The sequence below is a fragment of the Psychrobacillus sp. INOP01 genome (assembly GCF_018140925.1).
GTDB lineage: Bacteria > Bacillota > Bacilli > Bacillales_A > Planococcaceae > Psychrobacillus.
This window is the reverse complement of the sequence record NZ_CP073315.1, coordinates 2441384-2467235: the sequence shown is the minus strand read 5'-3', so window position 1 is coordinate 2467235 and position 25852 is coordinate 2441384. Positions and strand designations below refer to the sequence as shown.

25 protein-coding genes and 1 pseudogene are annotated in these 25852 nt (G+C 35.8%); 4 read left to right on the top strand and 22 right to left on the bottom strand.

From position 1 onward, the window contains the following. Window positions 1-6 precede the first annotated feature (6 nt). The 6 genes from KD050_RS12475 to KD050_RS12450 form a co-directional block, all read right to left on the bottom strand. Window positions 7-1581, bottom strand: coding sequence for a DUF4127 family protein (locus KD050_RS12475; RefSeq protein WP_211892682.1), 1575 nt, complete (start codon window positions 1579-1581; stop codon window positions 7-9). A 42-nt stretch (window positions 1582-1623) separates the two neighbouring features. Continuing rightward, complete coding sequence (locus KD050_RS12470; RefSeq protein ID WP_235753806.1) at window positions 1624-2457, bottom strand: carbohydrate ABC transporter permease; 834 nt, start codon at window positions 2455-2457, stop codon at window positions 1624-1626. Window positions 2458-2470: 13 nt separating this feature from the next. Continuing rightward, window positions 2471-3370 (bottom strand): carbohydrate ABC transporter permease, encoded by a 900-nt coding sequence (locus tag KD050_RS12465; RefSeq protein ID WP_211892680.1) that lies wholly within the window; start codon window positions 3368-3370, stop codon window positions 2471-2473. Window positions 3371-3431: 61 nt separating this feature from the next. Continuing rightward, a complete protein-coding gene (locus KD050_RS12460) occupies window positions 3432-4715 on the bottom strand; it encodes an ABC transporter substrate-binding protein (protein WP_211892679.1) in 1284 nt (427 codons plus the stop codon). A 205-nt stretch (window positions 4716-4920) separates the two neighbouring features. Further along, entirely contained in the window at window positions 4921-5517 is a 597-nt protein-coding gene (locus KD050_RS12455) for a DUF624 domain-containing protein (protein WP_211892678.1), read from the bottom strand. A 27-nt stretch (window positions 5518-5544) separates the two neighbouring features. Further along, a complete protein-coding gene (locus KD050_RS12450; protein ID WP_211892677.1) occupies window positions 5545-6402 on the bottom strand; it encodes a MurR/RpiR family transcriptional regulator in 858 nt (285 codons plus the stop codon). A 355-nt stretch (window positions 6403-6757) separates the two neighbouring features. Here KD050_RS12450 and KD050_RS12445 point away from each other — a divergent pair, with 355 nt between their 5' ends. From KD050_RS12445 to KD050_RS12435, 3 genes are all read left to right on the top strand, one after another. Beyond that, window positions 6758-7828 carry a hypothetical protein gene (locus KD050_RS12445; protein WP_211892676.1) on the top strand — a complete coding sequence of 357 codons (1071 nt, stop codon included), beginning with the start codon at window positions 6758-6760 and terminating at the stop codon, window positions 7826-7828. An 813-nt stretch (window positions 7829-8641) separates the two neighbouring features. Next, window positions 8642-9679: a sensor histidine kinase gene (locus KD050_RS12440; RefSeq protein WP_235753805.1), complete on the top strand. Its 1038-nt coding sequence runs from the start codon at window positions 8642-8644 to the stop codon at window positions 9677-9679. A 38-nt stretch (window positions 9680-9717) separates the two neighbouring features. Next, window positions 9718-11019, top strand: coding sequence for an ATP-binding protein (locus KD050_RS12435; RefSeq protein ID WP_211892675.1), 1302 nt, complete (start codon window positions 9718-9720; stop codon window positions 11017-11019). A gap of 82 nt (window positions 11020-11101) precedes the next feature. Here KD050_RS12435 and KD050_RS12430 read toward each other — a convergent pair whose 3' ends face one another. From KD050_RS12430 to KD050_RS12385, 10 genes and pseudogenes are all read right to left on the bottom strand, one after another. Next, window positions 11102-11431, bottom strand: coding sequence for a hypothetical protein (locus KD050_RS12430; protein WP_211892674.1), 330 nt, complete (start codon window positions 11429-11431; stop codon window positions 11102-11104). A gap of 421 nt (window positions 11432-11852) precedes the next feature. Further along, window positions 11853-12395, bottom strand: a complete 543-nt coding sequence (locus KD050_RS12425) for a hypothetical protein (RefSeq protein ID WP_211892673.1) — start codon at window positions 12393-12395, stop codon at window positions 11853-11855. 18 nt (window positions 12396-12413) lie between these two features. Then, window positions 12414-12731, bottom strand: coding sequence for a hypothetical protein (locus tag KD050_RS12420; protein WP_211892672.1), 318 nt, complete (start codon window positions 12729-12731; stop codon window positions 12414-12416). Window positions 12732-12805: 74 nt separating this feature from the next. Further along, window positions 12806-13165, bottom strand: coding sequence for a hypothetical protein (locus KD050_RS12415; protein ID WP_211892671.1), 360 nt, complete (start codon window positions 13163-13165; stop codon window positions 12806-12808). A gap of 7 nt (window positions 13166-13172) precedes the next feature. After that, a complete protein-coding gene (locus KD050_RS12410) occupies window positions 13173-13391 on the bottom strand; it encodes a hypothetical protein (protein WP_211892670.1) in 219 nt (72 codons plus the stop codon). A 247-nt stretch (window positions 13392-13638) separates the two neighbouring features. Continuing rightward, complete coding sequence (locus KD050_RS12405) at window positions 13639-13920, bottom strand: hypothetical protein (RefSeq protein WP_211892669.1); 282 nt, start codon at window positions 13918-13920, stop codon at window positions 13639-13641. A gap of 20 nt (window positions 13921-13940) precedes the next feature. Then, window positions 13941-15599: a ribonuclease YeeF family protein gene (locus tag KD050_RS12400; RefSeq protein ID WP_235753994.1), complete on the bottom strand. Its 1659-nt coding sequence runs from the start codon at window positions 15597-15599 to the stop codon at window positions 13941-13943. Between the two features lie 569 nt (window positions 15600-16168). Beyond that, a pseudogene (locus tag KD050_RS21525) lies at window positions 16169-16381 on the bottom strand (ectoine/hydroxyectoine ABC transporter ATP-binding protein EhuA); the annotation flags it as partial. 78 nt (window positions 16382-16459) lie between these two features. Beyond that, window positions 16460-16654, bottom strand: coding sequence for a hypothetical protein (locus KD050_RS12390; RefSeq protein WP_211892668.1), 195 nt, complete (start codon window positions 16652-16654; stop codon window positions 16460-16462). Between the two features lie 68 nt (window positions 16655-16722). Then, window positions 16723-17184: an Imm30 family immunity protein gene (locus tag KD050_RS12385; protein ID WP_211892667.1), complete on the bottom strand. Its 462-nt coding sequence runs from the start codon at window positions 17182-17184 to the stop codon at window positions 16723-16725. Window positions 17185-17386: 202 nt separating this feature from the next. Between KD050_RS12385 and KD050_RS12380 the strand changes: the two genes are divergently transcribed. Then, a complete protein-coding gene (locus tag KD050_RS12380) occupies window positions 17387-18622 on the top strand; it encodes a mechanosensitive ion channel family protein (RefSeq protein ID WP_211892666.1) in 1236 nt (411 codons plus the stop codon). A gap of 222 nt (window positions 18623-18844) precedes the next feature. Here the strand turns inward: KD050_RS12380 and KD050_RS12375 are convergent, their stop codons facing one another. From KD050_RS12375 to KD050_RS12350, 6 genes are all read right to left on the bottom strand, one after another. After that, window positions 18845-19759, bottom strand: a complete 915-nt coding sequence (locus KD050_RS12375; protein WP_211892665.1) for an iron-hydroxamate ABC transporter substrate-binding protein — start codon at window positions 19757-19759, stop codon at window positions 18845-18847. 286 nt (window positions 19760-20045) lie between these two features. Beyond that, window positions 20046-21308 carry a PTS ascorbate transporter subunit IIC gene (locus KD050_RS12370; protein WP_211892664.1) on the bottom strand — a complete coding sequence of 421 codons (1263 nt, stop codon included), beginning with the start codon at window positions 21306-21308 and terminating at the stop codon, window positions 20046-20048. A gap of 1 nt (window position 21309) precedes the next feature. Continuing rightward, window positions 21310-21585, bottom strand: coding sequence for a PTS sugar transporter subunit IIB (locus KD050_RS12365; protein WP_211892663.1), 276 nt, complete (start codon window positions 21583-21585; stop codon window positions 21310-21312). 55 nt (window positions 21586-21640) lie between these two features. After that, a complete protein-coding gene (locus KD050_RS12360; protein ID WP_211892662.1) occupies window positions 21641-23689 on the bottom strand; it encodes a BglG family transcription antiterminator in 2049 nt (682 codons plus the stop codon). A 396-nt stretch (window positions 23690-24085) separates the two neighbouring features. Further along, window positions 24086-24997 (bottom strand): glycine betaine ABC transporter substrate-binding protein, encoded by a 912-nt coding sequence (locus KD050_RS12355; RefSeq protein ID WP_211892661.1) that lies wholly within the window; start codon window positions 24995-24997, stop codon window positions 24086-24088. Continuing rightward, window positions 24994-25851 (bottom strand): ABC transporter permease, encoded by an 858-nt coding sequence (locus KD050_RS12350; RefSeq protein WP_211892660.1) that lies wholly within the window; start codon window positions 25849-25851, stop codon window positions 24994-24996. The genes KD050_RS12355 and KD050_RS12350 overlap by 4 nt, the downstream gene beginning before the upstream one ends. Window position 25852: the final 1 nt, after the last annotated feature.

The window sequence follows — 25852 nt, the reverse complement described above, 5'->3', positions numbered from 1 at the left end:
ATATTTTTACAGGGACAAGGAACCTGCCCCATTTTGTTTACCTCTAGGTATATGCTCAACTTCCAGACCAACTTCAAACATACGACTCCAAGGCATGTAACATTCTTTGATCAGTATCTCGTTATCTTCATCGATGAGATTTTCCTTAATAAACACATTCAATTGCTCCTGAACAATTTCAGAAACCCTTCCATTCTTTCCGTCAACTAGGAAATAGTCATAACCTAATTCATGCAAGATGGTATTCGTGACATTTTTTCTGACATAACTGCAATATCCTGCATCTTCTACATAACGCAATGCTAGAAAATTAGTATGGGTTTGCGTGCTACCATATATATTGTGAAGCATTCCTTGTGCAATGCATGTTCCTAATGTATTTGAGCTCGTATTCCAGCCGGCGTAACCAGCTAATTTAAAAAGAAGATTTTTTCTTTTCATTAGTTTCAGCAACGCCAAATCTGAACCATTCGCAAACGCAACATCGCCTACTACACATGGGATGCCTCTTTCATTCATTGTAAAATCAAGCTGTTCCACAAAATCAATTAGATTTCGATTCACCTGATATTTTGTACTAAGATTGTCTTGGTAGGCTGCTTCCATCATCGGCTCTACCGGGGAATTCACGAATAATGCAAAGTCAGCTTCTGCACGATTTGAGGTGATAAGTCCACCTGCGGCTAAAATTTGATATTTAAGCGTTTCCATTAAAGGACGATCCTCATATAACGGTGTGACAGACGGACCTTGTGTACTTGAGAAAACTGGATATACCAACGGCCTCTTACCTTTAAAGCTGTTGATCATTCTCGCCAACAACGTACAGCCGACTTCATCCGCCCCGGGATACATATACACATCTAACTCAAGATTATGGGAGGCAATCGCTCCTCTAACCTCCTGTTGATCAATCGCAGTCCATCCGTAAGGTGCAGAATCATCCTGAGGAATAATCAAGAAATCAATCAACCCGTTATTCACATACTCTAGGACGATCTTATTGACCTCCACATTGATTTTCCGGCGAGATAAATAATCATCTACTATTTCTTGTGGCAGTTGTTGCTTTAGGTTTTCGTACTGCTTATGATCTTCTTCAGATGCTAGATTGGATGAAATCAGATGATGCAATTTCCCGTATTGAAAAATCTCACTTCCCCAATCTGCATAATAATCCGGTTCTTCGTCACTACTTGAATACTTGGGACATCTCATGATTAAGTTGAATGCGTATATTTTTACGTCTGGATTTATTTCCTTAATCCGGGAAAGCCTCGCTAGTGCACTCCTGCAATCATCCAATGTTAGATGGTGCAATCGGGAAGGAATGATTCCTCCATATAACAATGTATCTAAAGACAGAATTAGACCGTCTGAATCAACTGATTCCTCATACAGCCATTCCCATATCTTTTCCGTGTTTCCTTGAACTTTTTTATTCCCCATCAGGCTCAAATCTGGTCTTACGAGATTCACTTCTCCGTGAGACGAGGAACCTGTCCCTTTGTCCCAAAGAAGGTTTGGGAAGGAGTAGTTACATGGGCGTTCGTCTAATGGGATATAAGCAATTTTGTACATTTGAAATCTCCCTTTTTCTTTGCAGTTTTCATTTCAGATGCATTATCCTTTAACTGCTCCTGAAATTCCTTCCATATAGTATTTTTGCGTAAATAAGAATACGAAGATGATTGGCAATACAGAGATTACCGTACCAGCAGCAATCCACCCAAAGTTATATGAAAACTGTCCATTTAAGAAGCTTAATGCAGAAGCTAATGGGTATTTTTCGGTATTTAATACAATAATTGGCCACAGGAAGCTATTCCAGTTCGCCATAAATTCAAATAGTCCAACAACCGCAACTGCTGGTTTAATCATCGGCATCATTAATTGACCCCAAATTCGAAATTCGGATGCGCCATCCATTTTTCCAGAGTCTCTGATATCGGTTGGGATTCCCATGAATGCTTGTCTGAATAGGAAGACATTAAATACAGAAACAAGTGTTGGAAGGACAACCCCAGTAAAGGTATTAATTAATCCCATCGAGTTAATTGTTAAATAGTTAACGACAAGTGCTGCAGCTGCTGGAATAATCATCGTTGAGACGAGCAACAGGAAAATAAAGTTTCTACCTTTAAACTTGAAAATAGCTAACGGATATGCCGTTAAAGCACTGAATAAAAGACTAAGGGTTACACCTAAGAATGTGATAATAACCGTATTCCAAATATATTTAAGAAAGTCCATATACTCCCATACTTCCAAATAGTTTTTGAAATCAATAAAGGTTGGAAGTATTGCAGGTGGAAATGCAAAAATATTTTTTCCAGGCATGAGAGATACACTGATCAACCAAAGGAATGGTCCCATCATAAAGATGGCAAATATGATTAACAACACATAAACAAAAAATTTACTGATAATTCTTTTTAGTTGATTTGTATTTTTCATAGGCTTATCCATATTAATATGGATTTACACCACCCTTCCTGTTAAACACGAAGATGAAAATACTAAAGAACATAATAATGAAACTAACAATTAAGCCTAGTGCGGATGAATATCCAAATTCAAATTGTTCAAATCCTTGCTGGTAGATATACACACTACTTGTTAATGTAGAATTACCAGGTCCACCAGACGTTAAGACGAAGACTTCATCGAATACTCGAATAGCTGCCATTAAGGAAATTAAGGTACAGAAGAATACATATGGCTTTAACAAAGGAAGGATAATCTTTCTAATAATTTGGAAGTTACTTGCACCATCGATTTTTGCAGCCTCGATACAATCCGTTGGAACAGCTTGTAGGCCAGCAAGATAGATCATCATATAATAACCTAAGCCTTTCCATAAGGTGATAAACATTAATGCCCAAAGGGCTGTATCTTTATCAGACAACCAGTTAATCTTTTCATCTAATAAACCAACAGACATTAATAGATAGTTAAGTACTCCATTCGAACTCATTAACCAACCCCAGATAATCGCAACAGCAACCATAGATGTAACAACTGGAATATAATAGGCAGTCCTAAAAAACTTAATACCTGCTATTTTTTGATTCACTAGTATAGCCATTAAAATGGATATAATTTGAATAAAAGGAACAATAATCATATATAGTAGAGAATTTTTAATAGAAGCAATAAAATCAACATCAGAAAATGCACGTTTAAAGTTGTCTAGTCCTACGAATGATGTTTCACCTATTACTGAATAGTTCGTAAATGCCAAAGGTAGACTGAAAATAATCGGCCAAAAGGTAAATAGAGCAAGTAATAGTAACCCTGGCGCCATAAAAAGCCACGCAGTTTGAACCTCGGAAAATCTGCTAAAACCGACAGTTCTTTTCTTTCCCATAGGGTTTTTCCTCCTAATCGAAAATGGGCAGAAATTCATCTGCCCATTCTGTTTTCATATATTAACGAGCTAGGATATCATTAACTTCTTTCTCAGCTGCTTCAAGCTCAGCATCAAGATCTTGATCATTGATGTAGATGTTTTGTAAATGTTTATTTATTGCACTATCCACGTCACCAGCATTTTCAATACCAAGGTAAAAGTCTGTTGCTTTGTCTAAGCTTTCAACAGAGGCAGTTAAAGCTTGACCTTCTAATGTTCCATCATTTTTATAGAAGTGCTCATCCTTCGCAGCTTCTTTAGTAGAAGGAAGTGTATTTGCTGCTTTCGAGAATGCTAATTGATTCGCATCATTTGTTACATAATGTGCAAATGCAGTTGCAGCATCTACATTCTTAGATTGCTTAGGAACAACTAGATTCATAGTGTTTGTATAACGAATGCCTGCTTTTCCAACTGGCGCTGGAACAGCGATTGTATTTTCATATACATCTGGTGAAGCTGTTTTTAATTGGTTAATAAACGAAGAACTTGAGATAATCATACCTACTTGTTCACTACCAAATAATTGAACTTGTTTATCAAATGCTGGAATATCCTTTGGAATAACACCAGCTTCGATTAAATCAATATTGCCTTGGATATATTCTTTTACTTCATCGTTATTGAATATCGCTTTATCGCCTTCTACAATTTTGAAACCCTCTTCAAGGATAGAGCGAGTTTCCATAGTGAATACGTATCCAAAAGAATCTGTTTTGTCTGCAATTTGTTTACCCCAGTTTGCTAGATCTTCTTTTGTTTGTGGAGGATTATTTACATCAATACCAGCTTTTTCTGCTAATGACTTATTGATATAAAGAACCGGGATACCTGTATACCATGGAAGTGCATATGCTCCTTCACCCTGCAAAGTCGAATTATAGATTCCTTCAAAATAAATCCCTTTTTGCTCGTCCGTTAATTCTTGGTTGAAATCAACTAAAGCACCTTTTGAAGCCATTTGGTTTGCCATGACAGTATTTAAGTTAACTACGTCAGGAGCTTTTTTACTTGCAATACTTGTCATTAATTTGTTCTGAACCGCATCATACGGGAAGTCTTTCCAGTCAATTTTTACACCCGGATTCTCTTCTTCGTATTTTGCAATAAGGTCATTGAAATAATCATTAAATGTTGGTTGAAGCGAAATTGTCCAAAATTCAACTGTTGTTTTTTCGTCTTTACCCGTATCCGAGCCTGAATCCTTTGTTCCAGAACCTTCAGAGCTACATGCAGCTAGGACACCTAAAACAAGTAAGAACACCATAGCAAAAGATAGTACTTTTTTGAAACCTTTACTCATTGCAATTCCCCCCACTAATGTTTTTTTGTTTTTGTTTAATCTAGATACTTTTTTACGTTCTTCGAAACAGAAAAAGAAAAAGAAAACGTTTTCATAAAGCGCTTTCATTAGAGAATTAACTCTCTATTAGAAATGTATCATTTATTGGAGATTAAATCCACCTTTTTATTTTATTTTAAAAAAAATCTCCATTTTTCATTCTAGTCTAACTATTATCTAGTTCATGATCCCTAGCGAACATAAGATAATAATAGGTAAATGCAAGAAGACTGAGAGTAATAATAAACGGAACAAACCTAAGATAGACTGAGAGTATGACAATAATTGCATTGATAAAAATGATAAGCAAGGGCTTTAGAGGTTGTCTAATGAATAGAAAAAAACTACGAATAAATAATGTTTTAATACGATGTTCACCCAAAATAAATAGTTTTGTAAGATTGCTAAATACCCCAAAGAATAAAATAGTCGCAATTATATTAAAGGGTAGAAGAAAACTCTGTAATGTATTTGGCAAATAATTAGCAGCCATAATGTCCCCTATTATGACGACTGAAACAAATAGAAGAACCAGCCAAATTTTAATTCCTTTTTTAAGATAATCATAAAAAAGCTTAAAAAATTGTTTCCAAGCTGGTATTGGTTTATCTTCAGACATATCTTTAATAGTTCCTACCAATGCTACAAAGGCAGGGTAAGCAGTTACCAATGGAAGTGAGCATATTATGAATAAAAAGTTTAATAGAACCAAATCCACTATATATTCAAGAACTTCAAATAGTTTATTATTTGAAGAAATCATGATTTTCACCTTTTTTCTATTAGTTTGTTAGTACAATTTATCAAGAACTGATTCTGCTGTACTTTTTATTGCTTTGGACGCTTGTTCTTTATTGCAAAGAGCAGCATTCGTTGCCAGAACATCTAATAGTAAAAGCTGAGCAATCTTGGAAGAAAAAATTCCACCTTCAAATGGCGATTCCTTATTTGCAGCCAGAAGAATTAAATCTGCATACTTTGTAATAGGTGATCTAGCTTGATTTGTTATACAAATAATACAAGCATTGTTTTCCTTCGCAATTTCAATTGCATCCACAACGTCCTTTGTACTCCCTGATGAAGAGATTGCAATAATTAAATCCTCTTCGCCTAATAACGAAGCAGTCATTGACATGATATGTGAATCAGAAACATGTTCTGTATTATAGCCCAGTCTCATTAATCTATGTTTGCCATCCAATGCCGTAATTCCAGATGAGCCCACACCAAAGAAATAGATCTTGTTTGCACTGTTAATCTTGTCTACCGCAGCCTGCAAAGTACTCTCTCGGAGTAATGCCACAGTATCATTTAAAGCACTTACATTTTGAGTAGCTATCTTTTTCGCGACTATATCAACTGAATCTTGTTCATCAATTTTCCCATAAACTTGTTCGTCAACTTCCATTAGATTTTGTGCAATTGCTAATTTAAATTCTTGAAATCCTCTATATCCTAATTTTCTACAAAAACGCAATACGGTTGTTTCACCAACCCCCACCACTTCCGCTAAATCAGTTACAGAGGAATACACAGCTTCCGCATGATTGACCATAATATAATCAGCTACCTTTTGCTCTGTTTTCGTAAGCGAATTATAAACTGATTTAATAATTAAAAGAGGGTTCACTTTCTCAGTCTTCGGCATAAAAATTCTCCTTTATATTGGTTCTGAAATCTATTTGAAGAAATATTCCTCCATTTACATAAAAAGAGGATTTATCCTCCAAGTACAGAATACAAAATCCCTCTCGATTCGTCAATGCTCTGAGCAAGTTTTTGGTGTTCACAAGGAAAGCTTATCGACTCACCATTTCTCTACATTTACAAGTGCCTTTTCCATCACTCACTAAAAAAGAAAATCTATCCCCCTTTTTTTAATAAAAAGGAGGAAAAATTCAATAAGTATAGAATATTACAAATATTGAATTCCCATCTCAACCTCTTAAGAAAATTTGACAGTCATTATTGGGATTTCAATAAAATTGAGAGGAGGAAAAGGAATGAAAATGAAGTCTGCTTTAGTTTTAGGTACTGTTCTATTGGCATTTCTTCTGCCAAACCAGTCATTTGCCAATGAAAATTATGTACCAATAGAAACCCTTAAGCCTGCGGTTCATCTAGAAAAACCAGAATTAAAACAAACAGGAGGAAAACTGATACTAAGTGATTCACCAGAAACATACTCCGACAATGGTGCGTTTTATCGCGACACAGCTACAGGTGAATTCCGTGTATTTTGGCATCATCAAAATGTTAGTGGAGAGAATCGAAACGTCAGCCTAGCCCTAACGAATACTTCGGATGAACCAGTGATGCTGTATTCTAAAGGAGTTGGAGCTTCAGTTAGTATTTATCCTGATGTAGCTGGCAAAGAAGCGTTAGTACAATTCCTAGAAGAAAAGGCTAAAAAAAAATACATTAAAACCTTGCAGCCTGGTGAAAGCTATTACCTGGAAACAAATGCAGACGATGGAGAAACAGTAAGTGGGATTGCCCAATATGTTGTCTATACGAAACACAGTCACCAGCAGGCCACGGTCACCGCAACCACACTTAACTATGTAGAACGGCCAACCGACCCACTTTCTGTTGAAATCTTACCGCCTGACTCACATGTTCGCGGAAGTTTTCCACATTTTGATCGTGAGGGTATACTTACGTATGATACCGCATTAGGAAATGCCTATGTTCGACTTTCATCTGCTGCCTCTGGTCAATGGAGCGATAAATTACCGGGAGAATACGAAGAAGGTATTAGTGTAGTCGATGGAAACAAACCAGTGATCAACAATGGGAACTACGGTGTTTTATATAATTTAGACGTTAAAGTGGAAAATAGTTTACAAAGTCCACAGCAACTCTCCATCTATGATAACCCTGCAGGTGGATTTGGTCATTTTGCTATGCAATGGAACGGTAAACTTAAAACTACCGGGTTCCTAAGCTATGTAAATGCATGGAAGTTTGCGTCTGAAAAAATCGGAGCCAACGGGAATCAATACGATTTTGTCACGAGTCTTCCAGGCGGTGCATCTGGTCCTTCTGTAATATACTTCGTTCCAGAAAATTAAGTTACACCAATAGTAACGTGGATCGCAGGGACAGGTTCTTCCTCGTCCCACAATAATTTTACAGCCCCTAAAAAAGTGGGGTGGAGCTACCCTCCATCCCACACTTTTATGTTTTTTATGCTACTTTATCCCTCCGTTCTACTGGGGTTATTTCCCCTCTCCGGCTTCAGTAAATATTTCAATATACGAGACTAGCTCTTCGGCCACTGCAACCGGGATATGCTTGCCTGCATGTTTTATACCTCTACTAATCTGACAAGTACAGCTTGTTGGATACCCTTATTAGTGAAAGAAGCCTTTTCCCCACCTTTCAACAAATCGTGACCAGTATCTGCAACCTTTAATGGTTTAACAAAGGTAAACGCAGCTGCCCGCTAATCGTTCGTTTACTGTTGATACAGGACTAAGGAATGTTCATCGTCAGTCCTACTCCTATTTGAGAGCTCTTGTATTAATCTCACTCCCTTTCTACCACCTTTATACAAATTTCTGGATGAATCTTCTGAATATTCATTAAAGAAGTATTGTGTATTCCACATTCTTTCGTTACTATTAATTTATATAAATTATTAGAAGAGGTATATATTGGGAATTATCACAATGCATTTTCTATTTAATCTTTCCTTATTAATGATTTTATTTTTTACTTTTTTTCTATTAGATAAGAGAGTCGGTAGTATCCATTTACACAAACGAGCAGGCTTATTTTATTTTGTTTTCTCGATAATACTTTGTTTTCTTTTTTCCTATCCCATACAAGGTGAGTATGTTTTAGATTTGAGGATAATTCCTTTTTTATTGGGCGGCCTCTATTTGAGGTTCAGTCCTATACTAGGATTTTTGGTTATTTTCTTTCGTGCATTTCATGGAATAGACGTTGGATTCTTTATAGCAGTTGCATTTTATACCGTGTTTAGTTATTTAATATGGTATATTTCTCCTTGGTTTTTAAAACTCACTTCTAATATACGAATACTTTTTTCCACCGGTATTACTTTACTGATAAGTGTTGGCATCTTATTCACCATAGCATTAAACACAGTATCTCCTGACCAATTGCTAGACATAATAATAGCCTATGTAATAGTCCCACCACTTGGGGTTGCCATGATTTCTTCCCTTATTGAAATAAGAGAAAAGAATCAACAGTTGCAACAACAGTTAATAGTCGAAGAAAAGTTGGCTGCAGTCGAACAAATGGGGGCTGCAATATCTCATGAAATTAGAAATCCATTAACTACAGCAATTGGATTTATTGAGCTCCTCGCCCAAGTTTCTCTTGATAATAATAAAAGAACAAAATATCTCTCCATTATAAAAGATGAATTAGATTCTGCTGAAGGTATCATACAAGATTACTTAACCTTTTCTAAACCAATTATTGAATCAATAGAAGAACTAGATATTCAGAAAGAATTAACGCATATTTTAAAATTACTACATCCTCTGGCTAATTATCATTCAGTAAAGGTTTCTACTGAGTTTTCTACCTATGGAACGATCCAAGGAGACAAATCGAAATTCCACCAATGCTTTATTAATATTATGAGAAATTCGATCGAATCCATGCCTTATGGCGGTGCATTATTGATCAAGACGATTGCTACTCAGAACAAGATAATTATTTCAATACAAGATACGGGAACAGGATTGAGTAAAGAACAAATTAAACATCTAGGAGAACCACATTATTCTACGAAGGGACCCAAGGGAACTGGTCTCAGTATGATGGTTGCTTACAGTATATTACGTGCTATGAGAGGAACAATTGAAGTTCAAAGTGAGGTTGGCAAAGGAACCATCTCCCAATTTCATTTTAAGCTCCATAAAACTAAGGTAAAGAGAAAATGAATCTTTTTTGCATAAAATAGTATTGGAGGGATAATATCTTGGAACTAACAGTATATTTCTTTTTCAACTTATCCTTGTTAATCGTATTACTATTTTCAGGAGTTTTATGGGCAGAAAAATCGAAAGGGTTTTGGTCTTACCAAGCTATCTTCAACATCTATTTAATAATTAGTTTAATACTCTGTTTTATTTTTACTTATCAAATAGAAGGCATTAATGTCGTTTTTGATTTACGAAAAGTTCCGTTCATTGTCGGCAGTTTGTATATGGGTTTAGGTCCTTTTTTGGCTGCATTCATTACGCTTGTAAGAGGTTTTTTGGCAATTGATTATGGATTTTGGATGACTGGCCTTTATTATGGAGGGCTTGCTATTCTTTTTTGGCGAATCTCTCCATGGTTTTTAAAACGCTCTCCCAAGCAGCGAATTCTTTTTTCCGTAGGCGTAACATTTCTGTTCAGTTTTGCCCAAACTTTTACGATGGGAATTTGGCACTTACCTCACAGTATTACCGAAGTTTGGTTTGCTTATTTAGTCATTCAACCAATTGGAGTCGGAATTATTTCTTATATTATTGAAGAAATTATTATGACTTTTCAATTGCGCAAACGCACTATGAAATCCAAACGGTTAGAGGCTGTTGAACGAATGGGTGCAGCTATTAGTCATGAAATTCGTAACCCGTTGACAGCTGCAATTGGTTTTGTTCAACTTTTGCAAAATGATGCTATTTCAAAAGAAAACCATACTCAATACCTCTCCATTATTAAAAACGAGCTGAAATCTGCTGAAAGAGTCATTCAAGATTATTTGAATTTCTCTAATCCTGAAATTAAATCGATGGAACCCCTACTTCTTCAGGAAGAACTAGAACAAGTAGTTCAATTGCTACAACCATTGGCAAAGCGAAATTCGGTCAAAATAGTTTCTATTTTTTCACCGGGAGAGGGGATTGAAGGAGACAAACAAAAAATTCATCAATGCTTTGTAAATATCATGAAAAATGCAATAGAAGCAATGCCAAAGGGAGGAATATTAACGGTTGAAACGGAGAGCACACCAACAACTGTAAGCATTCTCATTAAAGATACTGGTTCAGGTATGACACTTGAACAAGTGACCCGTTTAGGTGAGCCTTATTATTCAACAAAAGGAAGCAAGGGGACAGGCCTCGGCATTATGGTAGTGTATAGTATCGTACGTGCTATGAATGGCACAATTCATGTAGAAAGTGAAATTGGAGAAGGAACGACATTTAAATTTACATTTCCTTCCTTATCACCTACTTTTCTAGAATCGGTAGAAACAAAGGAAACTGAAAAGGAACTTGTTATGAGTTGATAAGTACTAAGAACTTATACTATGGTTAGTGCTAGTATTTACTAATCAGAACTGTTTAGGTTCCCTATGTACAAAACAAATATTAACGCCGAGCACCATATTCTTTTTTAATCCTTGATATTTTATAAATTTGATTGCTTACTGGCATCGCTTTAAAACGATTATAAAACATCGGGAGAACGAGACCCACATAATCATCTAAAAACTTGTTTTCCATTCTTTCTTCTATGAGCACTCTATACTTCACCAAAGCACTTACGATCAGTTTTTCATTTGGTTCAGACATACTAATCGTCTCTATATGTTGAATCGACCGGGTCTTGGACCGCAAAATCTTTTCTACTTTTTTTTCGTAATCTTTCGTATTTTTTACTTCCACTAACATATTTACTACCGTTATTACTTCAATCATTTGAAATCCTCCATGCGTGAATAGATGATACTCTTTACTAATGTAGCATATTATATCATCAGTAAAACGTATAGAGAAAACTCCACAGCTTTAGCATTACTTAATAATTAATGACTGAAGTTTTCACAAGTAATTAGCTATAGTAACGTCCTTTCGATTTCACAACACCCCTATCTCCCTTATTCACACGAAACTCCATAAAGTATTCCATGCCTATTACTTCTTCTACTAGTGAAAGAATATAACTAGACTAAATCTTTTTCACCCAATCTAATTGAAAGCTGTTTTGGAAAATAATACATATATGTTGTTTTTTTAAATGCACAGCCTTTGTTCCCTTTAGCCATGTCAAAAAAAAGCACCAGTTTCTAATACAACACAGAATTGTTTTAGAAACTGGTGCCCTGCTCATAATTGCGTATTAATAAGCTAAGTTACCTTTATACAAGATTCCATCATCTTGATTTAGTAAAAAGTTCGTCCTATTTCTTCCAAACTTATCTTCCCGTAGTTTATCCCCATCACAAACAACAGCAACATTATCTGGAAATTCTTCGAAATACATCATTTTGTATCCTACAGGTGCTTCTATTTCATACAAGTAATCCCCTGCTAAATTTAACCCTTTGACCTCTCGCTTATCTTCATTGAATAAAACAAGAATAACTTCTTTTTTAGGGAAATATCCTATTTCTATTAAATCTTTAATAACAAGCGTTAGTTTCTCCTTTTCGTAATCCCACTCTATACTGCCAGTAAACAAATCATAGAACATTTTTAGAGTTCCATCGAAATTAAAATAGTAAACTTTATCTTTAATGTAATTTTCACCAACGTTTACATACACATATTCATTTTTTTCATCAACTGAAGCAAAAAATATATTTTCTATATTAATTGCAATTTCTTTTCCATCAAAAATCCAGCTCACAAGTTGAGAATTGTATAATAAATTGTTAACCATTTTTGTTAACACTCCTTTCTATTTAATTGGCCAAACAGAGAGAATATCAAAGTAATCCATTAAGTTAACTTCTCTTCCTAACAATATATTGACTTGATCTGCTCCTCCTGGTAGGTAATTATTAGTTGCAAGATCTACTTGTGGACCAACTGGACCTTTTAAAGTAGGAACTCTTACTCCTTCTTTAACTTCGTACACGACAACTTTATCTATCTCTGGTTTCCAATCTATTTTTACAGCAAGTTCTTCTCTGACATAATTTACATCAGTAATAGTTTCTGTGGTCGTGGCAAATCTGCCCGGGTATATAGGGTCTTGCCCCTTAGATAATGCCATTTCTATTCTGTCTCCAGTTTGAAGAATAGATTTTTGGGGAACTAATCCATCTGGCCATGGAGATTGTTCTTTTACTACTTAAAGTAATCATCGACTGTACCATTTACATTTTGTTTTGCAAAACCTCCCCACGTTTTATTAGAGCCAATCCCCATGGAAATCAGCTCATCACTCAAGCCCGTTGCATTCACTGTGTTATAAGGAACTTCACCTGCGTTCGCAAACTGTGGACGGGGTCCGTAAGGTAATAGATTAGCTAATGATGCCGAGGCATTATTAGCTAATCCGGCTACTTTTGGAACAACTGCCTTTGTGACTGTAACCCCTGATTTGGTAAGTGCACCGACACCCTTTGTTCCAACTACTGAAGTGGCAACAGTGCCTAATGCATAGGTTACCCAGTGAGCACGGGAATTGGCATCTCCATTGACCATATCGTTCTTAGGAAGTGGTGATGGCCGATTTTATCGTGTTATATGTCTCTACGGGATTAGTAACTGCCTCTACTGTAGCTTCCAGTGTGGCTTTCGGGTCTTGGAATATATCTACAATACCTGTAACCAAATCTTTCCCTACATCAAATAGACCACTTAAAATTCCATCTACTACTTCTAAACCAGTAACTAATAAAATATAGAATCTTTTTAGAACCTGGTACACTATATTAACTCATCCTAAAAATAAAACATCTTATTTTAAGTTCGTTTCTAATTTTATATAGCAAGAAGTACTTTAAAGCTTTTTCTTACCATCAAAGCGGAAGGTCTACACTATCACTCACTACCGTCATGAGCTATGAATTTCAGGTAAACATAATCATGTCGTCCAAAACTTAATATCTCATAAAAAAACACCTAATGCCTTAAGTGGCAATCAAGTGCTATATTTGTTATCTATTAAACTATATTCAATCAGAATTTAAATTCTCCGAAATAGCCTGAATTAACCATTTTAGTTTCTCTTCATTCATCTTTCTCATACCATATTTTTTAACGAATCTCTGAACAATATCCCAATCCTCTAGTTGTAAAATTAGTTCTAACTCTGCCTGAAGTTTTTTGCGATATTTAATATTTTCGAATGAATTAAAATCACTAATAATTCCCCCTAATTCATCATAGTTGGCACTTACGTTAAAATAACATTCAAGAAAATATTTAAACGTTTCAAATTTCAATTCTTCATTCAAAATAACCCCACCTATTAACATTATTTAATAACTGGAAAACCAGTTAAAATTCTAAACCCAAGTTCATTGGTCGTATCTCTAATTAAGATCACTCTAGAATTAGTTAGGTCGTAAATAACCTGTTTTTTATCTTCCAGCGCTCCTTTGCCTATTGGATTTTTATGTGAAACGTCAAACATCTTTCTTCCTGTATCAGATTCATTTAACCATTCTGCAATATCATCTGCATTTTTACGCAAATTTTCTTGAATAACTTTAATTGCTGTACTTTTATCAGTAAATGAAGTAGCCGCTTCAACATTCTCTTGTATCGCTCTCTTAATCAGCTCATCGTTGGACTTACCAACATGCCTTTCTAATGTATGTCCTCCAACAGATTCCATCCTATCAAGAATATTGTTGTCTACTTTACGTATTACATCAGGGCTAGCTTTACCAGTACCCTTATCAAGATTCTTAGCCTTTTCTCCACCTTTCAACAAATCGTGACCAGTATCTGCAACCTTTAGTGGTTTAACAAAGGTAAACGCAGCTGCCGCTAATCGTTCGTTTACTGTTGATTCAGAGCTAACCATAGTAGCCAAGTCTTCTGTAAAGAAGTCGTAGGCAAACATACCAACTGGTGCTAGACCGTCTGGTGTTCCTGATCCATTCCCCCCCACCACTTTTCTCATACCTTCGAACGTGTGTAGATAATCCTCTGTTAATGGATCGATTAGGATATCTGAACGGTGATTGCTTAGGTTAGGTTGTTTCGCCAACTCGGCATAAATCATCTTCAGTTCATCATCCATTGAACTTGTATCATTTAATCTATTCTGCCTGTCGCTTTGAACGGTTAAACTGGAAAAAGCTAATGCTTCAGGACCAAAAAGAATACTTGGTCGATTGATTAGTCCACCGTAGCCAAAAAGGATTGGTCTCGCACTAGATATAAATGTATTAAACATCATATTTAACTGATTTTCTTTATTTGGTTTGTTTGAAAATCCAGCAAACGATACTGAATGATATATCAGTTCAGTCTGAAATTTATTCCGTGAAGCCAGCTCCGCCCAACGATCTGTTTGAAAGTGGATATCCGTGAGATTACTTGCGAACATCTCTTCCATGTTATTGATCCACATATCCATTGCCTGCATGTCTTGCTCGAAAGGTAGTAAGGCTGCTGTCTGTGTTGCATCAAATTCTTGAAGCCGATTTACTGTATCGTCTCGTTTTCTTTTTGCATTTAGAACGCCTTCTTGTACTCCACTATCATCCAGATGCGGAAGTGCCACTATATCGCTGACCTGGTCCATAATACTGTTTGACTCATTCGTTAGGTTTTCAGTCAGTTGTGCGATTGTAGTAAGTCCCTGCTCTACTTCACCCTCTAGAAATTGCTCCACAATATGACCGGACGTATCTGGTTCGAGGGAATCTAGAGCGCCTTCCATCTGTTGAAGCACTAGCTTATAACCAGCAGCAGAAACGAGAAATTGTTGAAGTAATGGCAGATGACATTCCGCATAGAAAGCACGAATGGCACTTCCTCCTTCTCCTTTAAGTTCGTCTTCCATCCCTACTAATCCTTCTACTGAACGATGGATTGCTTCTACTTCACTTCCAAGCCTGTCCAACATTGTAATATTTCTCTTTAGCCCACCTTGAAGTAAATCTACATCTAGTATTTTCATAGGCACACCTTTGACTCTTTTGTTCTATTAAAAAAGTATAAATCACACCTGTTTACTTTATTATATGATATCTTCCTTTCTCGAAACATTAAACTCCTCCTCATACCCTATTAGTTATAATATTCCATTTTTTACATGGAAGGTAAAGGTAGATTCCAGTAAATTCGGAAAATGATTCTTAAGGAGTGTAAACACATCACACCAATCACCACTAATGTATTAATTTAGTTTTTCTAAATGGTTTCTAAATACCTGCCATCGCTTTCATATTCTCTGAACCTTTATTATGTCACTTCAATACTATTAATCCTCATCACACAAAAAGCCCCCCAAAAACCAGTTGATACTGCTTTCAAGAGGATTTTAATCTCTGCAATAGATTAAGAGGAATTGTAACAAATCCTTCACCTATTATTTATTCATTTTCGAAAGAAAATCTGCAAGTTAATAACCTAATCTTTCTTTTTACGACATTATCCTCTAAGTTGGCTTCAGAAGCTCCGCACTCTTGTTTAGACCTTTCTAGTCAAAATTCATCAGCCCCTGGTAATCTTTTTTCTATTACTCAACTATCGACAAGAACTGCCTTTTTCTCTCGATTCTTTTTTGGGCTTGAGGAAGATTTCTTCTGATGTGCCTAGTTCCACTATTTCTCCTTTAAAAATGGCTCTATCTGCGACATCTTATGTAAAGTTCATTTCATGTGTAGCTATAATCATCGTCATTCCTTCCCGCGTCAATACTTTTATTACCTGAAGAACTTCTTTCACAAGATCGGGATCTTACACATCGAACAAAAAAACGCCCAATGGGCGTTTTTTTCTAACATTCTTTAAGTAAAAGAGTTGCACAATTCTATGTTAACGATTCTTTTTTGAGTTACCTGTTAAATTCTTTGCAGCGTTCTTAGTTGCATCAACAGTGTTCATTGCAACATTTTCTGTAGCCTCTAAAGCATTATGCGCTGTTTCAAATGCAGAGCCTGCTGTATTTTTGATGCTATTTGCGACACTTTTGTTATTTCTTTGATTTTGATTATTCCCTTGATTAGTCATAAGTTCACCTCCTAAACACAGGAATAGGATGTGTATTATATGGTTAATTATTCGGACTACTTCTCACTTTATATAGGTTTTAATACTTCATCTACAGAATTACCAAACATATTTGGATCTTCACTTTTTATGTCTCTTAATAAGTTTATTATTATCTCTTTTGTCTTGATATCTAGTTTAGATAGTACATTAACGTATATTCTTCTTACTTGTTCATGATTTAAAATTCTGTAATGTAAAACTTCCATCCATTCTCTCGCTCTATCAATAACACTTGGGACAGCTAAAGCTATTAGGTATAAACCTTCTTCAATACTTTCTTTATAGAGATGCTCTATTCCATGTACTAGTCCAAACATTATTTCATATTGCTCAGTATCATCGTCAAATCCCATGCATAATTCAGTAATAACTGACTTATCCCCTAAACTAACGAGATTACTTAACGCTTCTTCAAATTCAGATATTTTTTTTTGAGATTGTAAAAGTCTATTGATGTAGACTTTTTTTAATTCCGATTTCACATCCATACATTCCACCCCACTTACATATTAAATAACTCAGGATATAAATCTCTATTGTTTTTATATCTTAGAATGTTTACTCGCGAAGTGCCGAAGAAAGTGAAGATTAATTTTTTCTGATACAATGGTTATTACCTCATTACGCTTGTTACAAAAATGAGGTGCATACTATGGTACCAACAATAATACATACAATGAGGTGAAATATATGAATTACATTCGTAACCAACTTTTAAAATTTGATATGGATATTACTTTAGCTTGGTATCTTTCCATTATTATCATGCTTCTTTTAATAATGCTTATCTGTATTGTAGCTAATTTTATCACTAAAAAAGTAGTAATTAGGGTAATCTCTAAAATCGTGAAAAACACTAAATTCCGCTGGGATGATATGCTTTTGGAAAGGAAGGTTTTTCATAAGCTATCGCATATTGTTCCAGCGATTATTATTTACTTCTTTGCTTCCACATTACCAGAATCCTTTCGATATTTGATTGAAAAGGTTGCAATAGCATATTTAATAATTATGGGGTTAGTAATTATCAGCAGCGCTTTAAATGCAATGAATGATATTTATCAAAACTATGAAGTATCTAGGACCAAGCCTATTAAAGGGTATATTCAAGTGGTAAAAATTATTATCATAACGCTTGGGGTCATTATGGTGATCGCGAACCTGATAGGGAAGAGCCCCCTGCTTCTTCTAAGTGGAATTGGTGCTCTCTCCGCCGTGTTCATGTTGGTTTTTAAAGATTCATTATTAGGTCTTGTTGCGGGGATTCAGTTGTCGACCAATGATATGGTTCAGGTTGGTGACTGGATTGAAATGCCGAAATACGGTGCAGACGGAGACATTATTGATATCTCCCTAAATACTGTAAAAGTACAAAACTTTGATAAAACGATTACGATGATTCCAAGCTATGCTCTAATATCCGATTCTTTTATAAATTGGCGAGGGATGCAAAACTCTGGAGGACGACGGATCAAGCGTTCATTATTTATTGATACAAACAGTATTTCGTTTTGTACTGAGGAGATGATCAATAACTTTAAAAATATTCACTACCTTTCGGACTATGTAACCCATAGAGAACGCGAAATTGCAGAATATAATACGAGAAATAAAGTTAATCAAAGCAATCCAGTGAATGGAAGGGCTCTTACGAATATTGGTGTATTTAGAGCGTATATTAGCAACTATCTTAAACACCATCCTGGAATTAATCAGGAAATGACCTTAATGGTTAGACAGTTAGCACCAACCGAAAGCGGGCTACCAATAGAAATATATGCATTTACCAATGATATACAATGGGCTTTGTATGAAACAGTTCAAGCCGATATCTTTGACCATCTTTTCGCCGTAGCACCGGAGTTTGGAATTCAATTATTCCAGAATCCAACCGGGAATGATTTTAAAAAAATTGCAGATTTATGAAGCACCGAAGTGCCAAATAAGCCCTTAAATTTAAACAGGTGTAGAAAAATATATCTTTTTCTACACCTGTTTTTGTATACTTTTTTAGTCAACTAAAAAACCCTGTGTAAGAAACAAACATGATAATTTAAACATTCATGATTGTTTTTTACACAGGGTCGATTTCCGACGCTGGGACAACTATGCCTAGTAATTCATATTATAAGAATACTTCATTGCTTTCTAGTTACTAAGAAACGACTCTTCGAAAAATTCCAGAAGATAATCTAGAGTGATTGGATCACTGTAGGTAGATGCTTTGGTATTTATTTCATATACCTGATTATTTTTAACTGCAGGTATGTTTTTCCATAACTCAGTCTCCATAAAGGAATTATCAACCTCAGGGTTTTTACTTAAGATTACGTAATCCCCAGCAAATTCGGGCAGCATTTCCGAAGAAAAAGTATAGATACCTGATTCAAGTGCTAGTTCCTGTACTTTATCTGGCATTTTCAAATTCATTGCTTGATACAATACTTCTGTTCCGCGTGCATAATTATTTCCGAATACATAAAACTCTTTATCTCCACTTTCTATTACAGAAACGGTAGCATCTTCACCGATTTTTGCTTGAATGGCTTCGCCTGCAGATTTAGCACGCTCTTGGAAATCTTTGACCCATTCTTTTGCTTCCGTTTCTTTATTTAAGAGTTTTCCGATTTCAGTTTGCTGTGTTAAATAATCCAGTTTCCCCCACGTGTAAACTACAGTAGGAGCAATCTCATTTAGTTTATCAATATTTTTCATATACGATCCAGCTATGATTAGATCTGGTTCCAGTTCAATGATTTTCTCCAAGTTATCCTCTGATACGACTTCTACTCCCTTAAGCTTTTCTTCAAAAAGTGGATTCGTATTCGTCCATTCATCAATGCCGACGATGTTCGCATCTAAGGCCAATGCATTAGGACCGTTAGTAAGGGCAATTACTCTTTGGGGATCTTTAGGAACTTCAATAGGTCCAGTTTCTGATTGGTAAGTAAATGTCTCTTTCTCCTTCTCGGTTGCAGTATCTTTCTTCGCTGATTCATTATTTCCACAAGCCCCTAGGATGAGTACAAACAAAAATAGGCATGATATGTATAGCTTTTTCAAAGTGTTTTCTCCTTTGTTAGATAGTATTAAGATAATCCCTTAAATAATAATGATAATCATTTTCAATTAATTTTATTAGTATAAATAAAAATTGTCAATAGTATTATTTTTATTTATTCAGTTGGTGGTCTTCTATTTGATTCAAAACTGTTTAGAACGTTAATCTAATATGGTTAAACTCCCTCGTTACAGACAAAACAGTCATGGACTACTATCGTCCATGACTGTTTTACTTTAAATTTATACTATAGGTTAATTCTTTGCGTAATTGTAAGGATTCCTGTTATTAACTAAAAAGATTAATAATATAGCCAATGATAATACCTATTACACCAAAATCAGAGTCTCCAAACGTGGTGCCTTCAAATCCTAGGGAACCTAGAACTGGCAACAGCATCGCAGGGAGAAAACTAATTAAGATCCCTTGTACAAAAGCACCTATTATAGCACCTCTACGTCCACCTACTGCATTACCAAATACTCCAGCGGCTGCTCCACAGAAAAAGTGTGGAACAAGTCCTGGTACGATTACTGCCAATCCTGCGAGTGGAAGTAAAAACATACTTAGTAATCCCGCTACGAAACTTGATAAGAATCCAATAATAACTGCATTTGGTGCAAATGGGAATACAATTGGTACGTCTAGTGCAGGCTTTGCATTTGGAACAATTTTGTCTGCAATCCCTTTAAATGCGGGAACAATTTCAGCGATCAACATGCGAACACCAGCTAAGATGATGAAAACACCGGCAGCAAACGTAATTGCCTGTAGTAATGAGAATACTAAGAAGTTTGTACCATCACTAAGGTTTTCCTCTATGTAAGTAGGACCAACAAATAAAGAAACCACAAGGAACATAATGGTCATTGTTAACGCTAATGCCACAGATGAATCACGTAAGAAACCAAGTGATTTTGGTACTTTGACCTCTTCCGTTGATTTCGTTTTGTCTCCTGTCAATTTCGCAACTTTAGCAGCAACGAAATAACCGAATGAACCGAAGTGACCTACAGCAATGTCATCTGAACCCGTAATTTCTCTTACCGTAGGTTGTAGCATTGCAGGTAGTAGAACCATCAATGCACCTAAAATTAGAGAGCCAAGGATGACAAGAGGAACACTCCCCATCCCTGATGTGGAAAGTACAGCAGCGAGTAAACAAGCCATGAACATAGTGTGATGTCCTGTTAAAAAGATATATTTAAACTTCGTGTATCGTGCTAAGACGATATTCACTATCATACCTATTAACATAATCATAGCTGTCTCAGTACCAAAAGCATTTTGTGATAACGCCACAATTGCTTCATTGTTTGGAATAACGCCTTCAATATTAAATGCTTTTTCAAACATCTCTCCGAAGATAGTTAGTGAACCCGTTAATACTGTCGCACCTGCATTAAGAATAAGGAAGCCCATTATCGTTTTTAATGTTCCAGAAACAACATCAGTAATTGCCTTCTTCTGCAAAAGCAAGCCAAATAAAGCGAACAACCCTACCAAAATAGCAGGAGTCCCTAAAATATCCTTCATGATAAAATCAAACATTCTATTTTTCCTCCAAGATATGAGAAGTTAACGCTTTCTGGATTTCATCTGCACTGACCATATTGATAATACTAATAGTTTTTTTGTTACCATCTTGCAATTGTTCCATAATTTCAGGAGTACCAATATAGTAATCAGCTACTTCTGTCTTTGCACTCGCTAAGTCCATATTCTTGCATTCACCGTCAATATTCAACTCTTTCAACGCCTTATTAACATTTATTGACAAAATAAAACTAGTACCTAAACCATTTCCACATACTGCTAAAATTTTCATTTTTATTTCCTCCTATTAATAGTTAGTTTCAATCGTATGTCCATTCCACACAAACTTATAGTTCAGAGAACTCTACAACTAAATCTAGAATATCCTGTTTTGTCTGTGCCTTCTTTAAAAGTTCTAATTTTATAGGATCACTCAATAATGTAGTCAATTGAGCCAAAGCTTTTAAATGGGTTTGGTTATCAATAGCAGCTAAACAAATGAATATTTCCACTTTGTTTTGCTCCTCACCTAACAAGTAAGTGGGTTCTGATAATTTCAACAAGCTCATTCCTAATTTTTTCACGCCGAATTCTGGGCGTGCATGAGGAATCGCAACCTGTTCGCCAATGATAATATATGGCCCCATTGTTTCTACGTTCTCAATCATGACATCTACATACTGATTTGTAATGGAATCATTTGATAATAAAGGTTCCGCTACCGTCTTGATAGCATTTTTCCAATCACTTATATCATGCATAAACTGAATATTTTCTTCGATTAATAAATCCTTTAACACTGGTTGTTTCCTCCCTATATTCAAGTGATCATTTTTAAACAATGCCTGTTGCAATGCACTTTTTAGCAGCTCAGGCTGTTTAATATCCGCATACTGACGGATAATTCTTATTAATTCATCTGAAGTTGGATTATGGTATGACTGTTGGAGCGTAAGCCCTTCTACTGTTTGTACTAGTTCCTTCTTTTCCATTTCACTCATAATCGGCCTAATTATATATAATGGTTTTCTTGTTTTAACTACAACAGTGGAAAACACAAGATCATACTCTGTATCTTCAAGATGTTGAAAATCGTAGGATGAAAACGATGAAGTCCACTTAAATTGTGGAAAAAGTGATCTTAATTGATTTTCCAACATTAAACTTGAACTAATCCCATTTGGACATACGATTAAAGCTCTAAATACTTTTTCCGAGCTTTCACTATCCAGTTTTAGTAACCCACCAAAATGAAGGGTAAGGAAGCCAATCTCATCTTCCGGTATCTTAATATTTAACATTTCCTCAATCGGTTTGAGTACTTCCTTTACAACAATAAATAAGTCACGATGCTCTTCCTTAATATCATCGAGCAATACATTTGTAATTGGTATTTTAAAGAGCATACGGTAGTAAGCGGGCTTAAAGTGTAAATATAATGTTTCCATTGCTTTGTTTCTATCTAATAATTGAATACATGCATAACGTTCAAAGTTAACAATGATTTGTTCCGTAATAGCAAACAGCGCATCAGTCCTAGCAGGACTAACCTCCCCTTGGCATATGCCAAGTAGTTGAATTGTCAAAAAGGCAACTTCTTCCCGATTAGTTGTATATCCCAAGCGTTGTTGTATCAATGTAGATACCAAAAAAGCTTGTTGATTTTCCAAAAAACTCACTGTATCCGGATAAATCTGTACCCGTTTTTGTTGTTGTTGACGAATATGGATCATTTGAAGCAAGTAGATAAATTCATCCAATCTGTCTTCAGTAAACGAGAAAGAATATTGCTGTTCAAAATCCTTCAAAACTTGTTGGTAGTTATCGTACTGATTCTGCAACTGTTGCTGCTGAAATATAAATGTGAATTTCTCATGAGCATATGATTTAATCTTTAACATGGAAATTGCCTTAAGCATTAAGTTTCGCTTATCTTCTTCCGTCCCTTTTAAATGGTATCCATCTTCTCGCGAATAGCGGACTTCAACACGGAAATCAACACAAAACTTATTGACTCGTTTCACATCTGAACTGACGGTATTTTTACTAACACCAAACAAATGTTGAAAGTGAAAATTTGAAAGAGGTTCATGTCTGATGAAGGTATATAAAAGGAATATGATTACACGCTCTACCTGCTCAAAAGAAAATAGATTTGCTACAAAACCTGATCCATTTTCTTTCCAATAATCGACAACCTCTTGTTCTATAAAGATTCGGTCACCCGAAATTCTAATGGGTGGTACCCCCAAGTCGAATAAGAAACTATTAACTTTTTCTACATCATATTGAAACTGACGTTCAGATAAGTTTATCTTGTCAATAAAAGAAGATTGTTGCGTTGGCTGCAATTTCATCAATTGATAAAAAGTATTCAGGCTTCGTTTCTCCAACATCACTAGCTCCCCCTCTCATAAATTATAACGGAAATCGCTTACACTTCAGATGACATTTGGTCACAAAAGTTGCTTTCATTTTCTTACAACATTGGTATGTACATTTTATATCATTGAACACATATAAAATCTTGCCAAAAGCTTCAGACCGCTTAATATTATATTAAGATCCTGTTAAAGTATAAAATTCCAATGTTAAAAAAGATATAAAGTTGATCCGCCACTACAAGTGATTTCACATAGAAATACCTCCCTATTACCCTGTGTAAGAAACAAACACGAAAATATAAACATTCACGTTTGTTTGAATTAACGTGAACGTTTCTTACACAAGGACAAAATAAAAAACCCCCAGAACAAGTTTTACTCGTTCTGAGGGGTTCCTTTTATATTTAGTTATTCTTTCAAATCTTCAATCGATGTGATGTCCATATATGCTGGAACAACCAATCCAATTTTCACACCTGTCATACTTGTACCAAGGTCTTCAAATTTGCCATCGAATTTTTCAGCATACGTAGCATGTGTTAATGGTAACCAACCAGCTAGAGATGCGTCAGCACTACCGTCGGCAATGGCTGTCCACATTGGACCTGCTTCAACTTGAAACATCGTTACGTCATAGCCAAGGCTTGATAATACGATGCTCATAACGTTCGTGCTGGCAATTTCACTATCCCATGCAACATATGCAAGTTTGATTTTTTCGCCGTCTACTTTTTCAACACCGTCTGTCCATGCTGCAACTTTCTCAGGATTTGCATCAATCCAAGCTTGCGCAGCTACTTCTGGTTTTTCACCATCTTTGATAGCGATCATAACTTCACCCATATCATCCTCTGACCAGTTGAAATTAGAAAGGACTTGATGAGCTTCTGGCATATCTTCTTGTAATCCAGTACGGCCAATTGTGTGAATTTCTTCTTCCCCACCATATGAACCTTTTGGATCTTCAAGATATTTCAAATCATATTCAGCAAATTTCCAGTGAGGAGTCCAACCAGTTACGACAATTGGCTCTTCCGCATCATATGCTTTTTTTAGAGAGGCAGTCATTGCAGCACTTGAACCACTTACAAGGTCCCACTCATCTAATTCATAGTCTGTAATAGCTCGTTCTGTTGCTTCCATAATTCCAGCTCCAGGATCGATGCCAGTAATTTTGTAGTTAAGTGACTCGCCTACTGAACTCGCATTTGAGTCTGTAGATGTTGAATCATTTGTCTCTTCTGTATCTCCACATGCCGCTAACCCAAGTGAAAGTAATGCAACTGCTCCAAGACCTGTTATTTTTTTGGCTAATGTCATAATGTATTTCCCCCTAGTTTATTCTTTCTATTTCCAGCGTACTGCGTGATTCTATCCAAAATAATCGCTACAATTACTATTGATAGTCCAGTTTCTACGCCAACTCCTGTTTTCAATTGTGTTACGGACCGGTAAACCTCTTCCCCAAGTCCTGGTGCACCTACCATCGAAGCAATTACTACCATCGATAGAGATAACATGATACTTTGGTTCACTCCAGCCATAATAGTAGGTTTAGCTAGTGGAATCTGTATTTTAAACAAACGCTGCCACGTAGTTGAACCAAATGCTTCTGTTGCTTCTATTAAATCCTTTGGTACTTGCTGAATTCCTAACATCGTTAAACGAATTGTTGGAGGCATTGCGAAAATTACGGAGGCTACAACTCCCGGTACGACCCCAATGTTGAAAAAGAAAATCGCCGGTATTAAATATACAAATGCAGGCATTGTTTGCATTAAATCCAATATAGGATTTACTACCTTTCGAACACCCGCTTTTTGTGAACTAAGAATCCCTATAGGAATACCAATCACTAGCGCGAAGATGACTGAAGTCAATACTAGCGTTAACATTTGAAGCATCGGGTACCAATACCCTAAATAATCAATGAATAATAGCCCAATCAATGAAAAGAAGGCAATCTTTCTCGTAGAAATTATCCCAGCTATTAAAGCGAAGATGAAAGCAAGTAATATAGAAGGAACTAAATCCAATATATCAACTGAGCCTTCTACTACTCCTTCTAGTACATCAGCAAACCCGTCTAGGCCTGTCCCAAACGTATCTACTAACCAATCAACTCCAGTGTCAATCCAATCGGCAAAAGGAAGGCGAGGTAATAGTTCATCCATC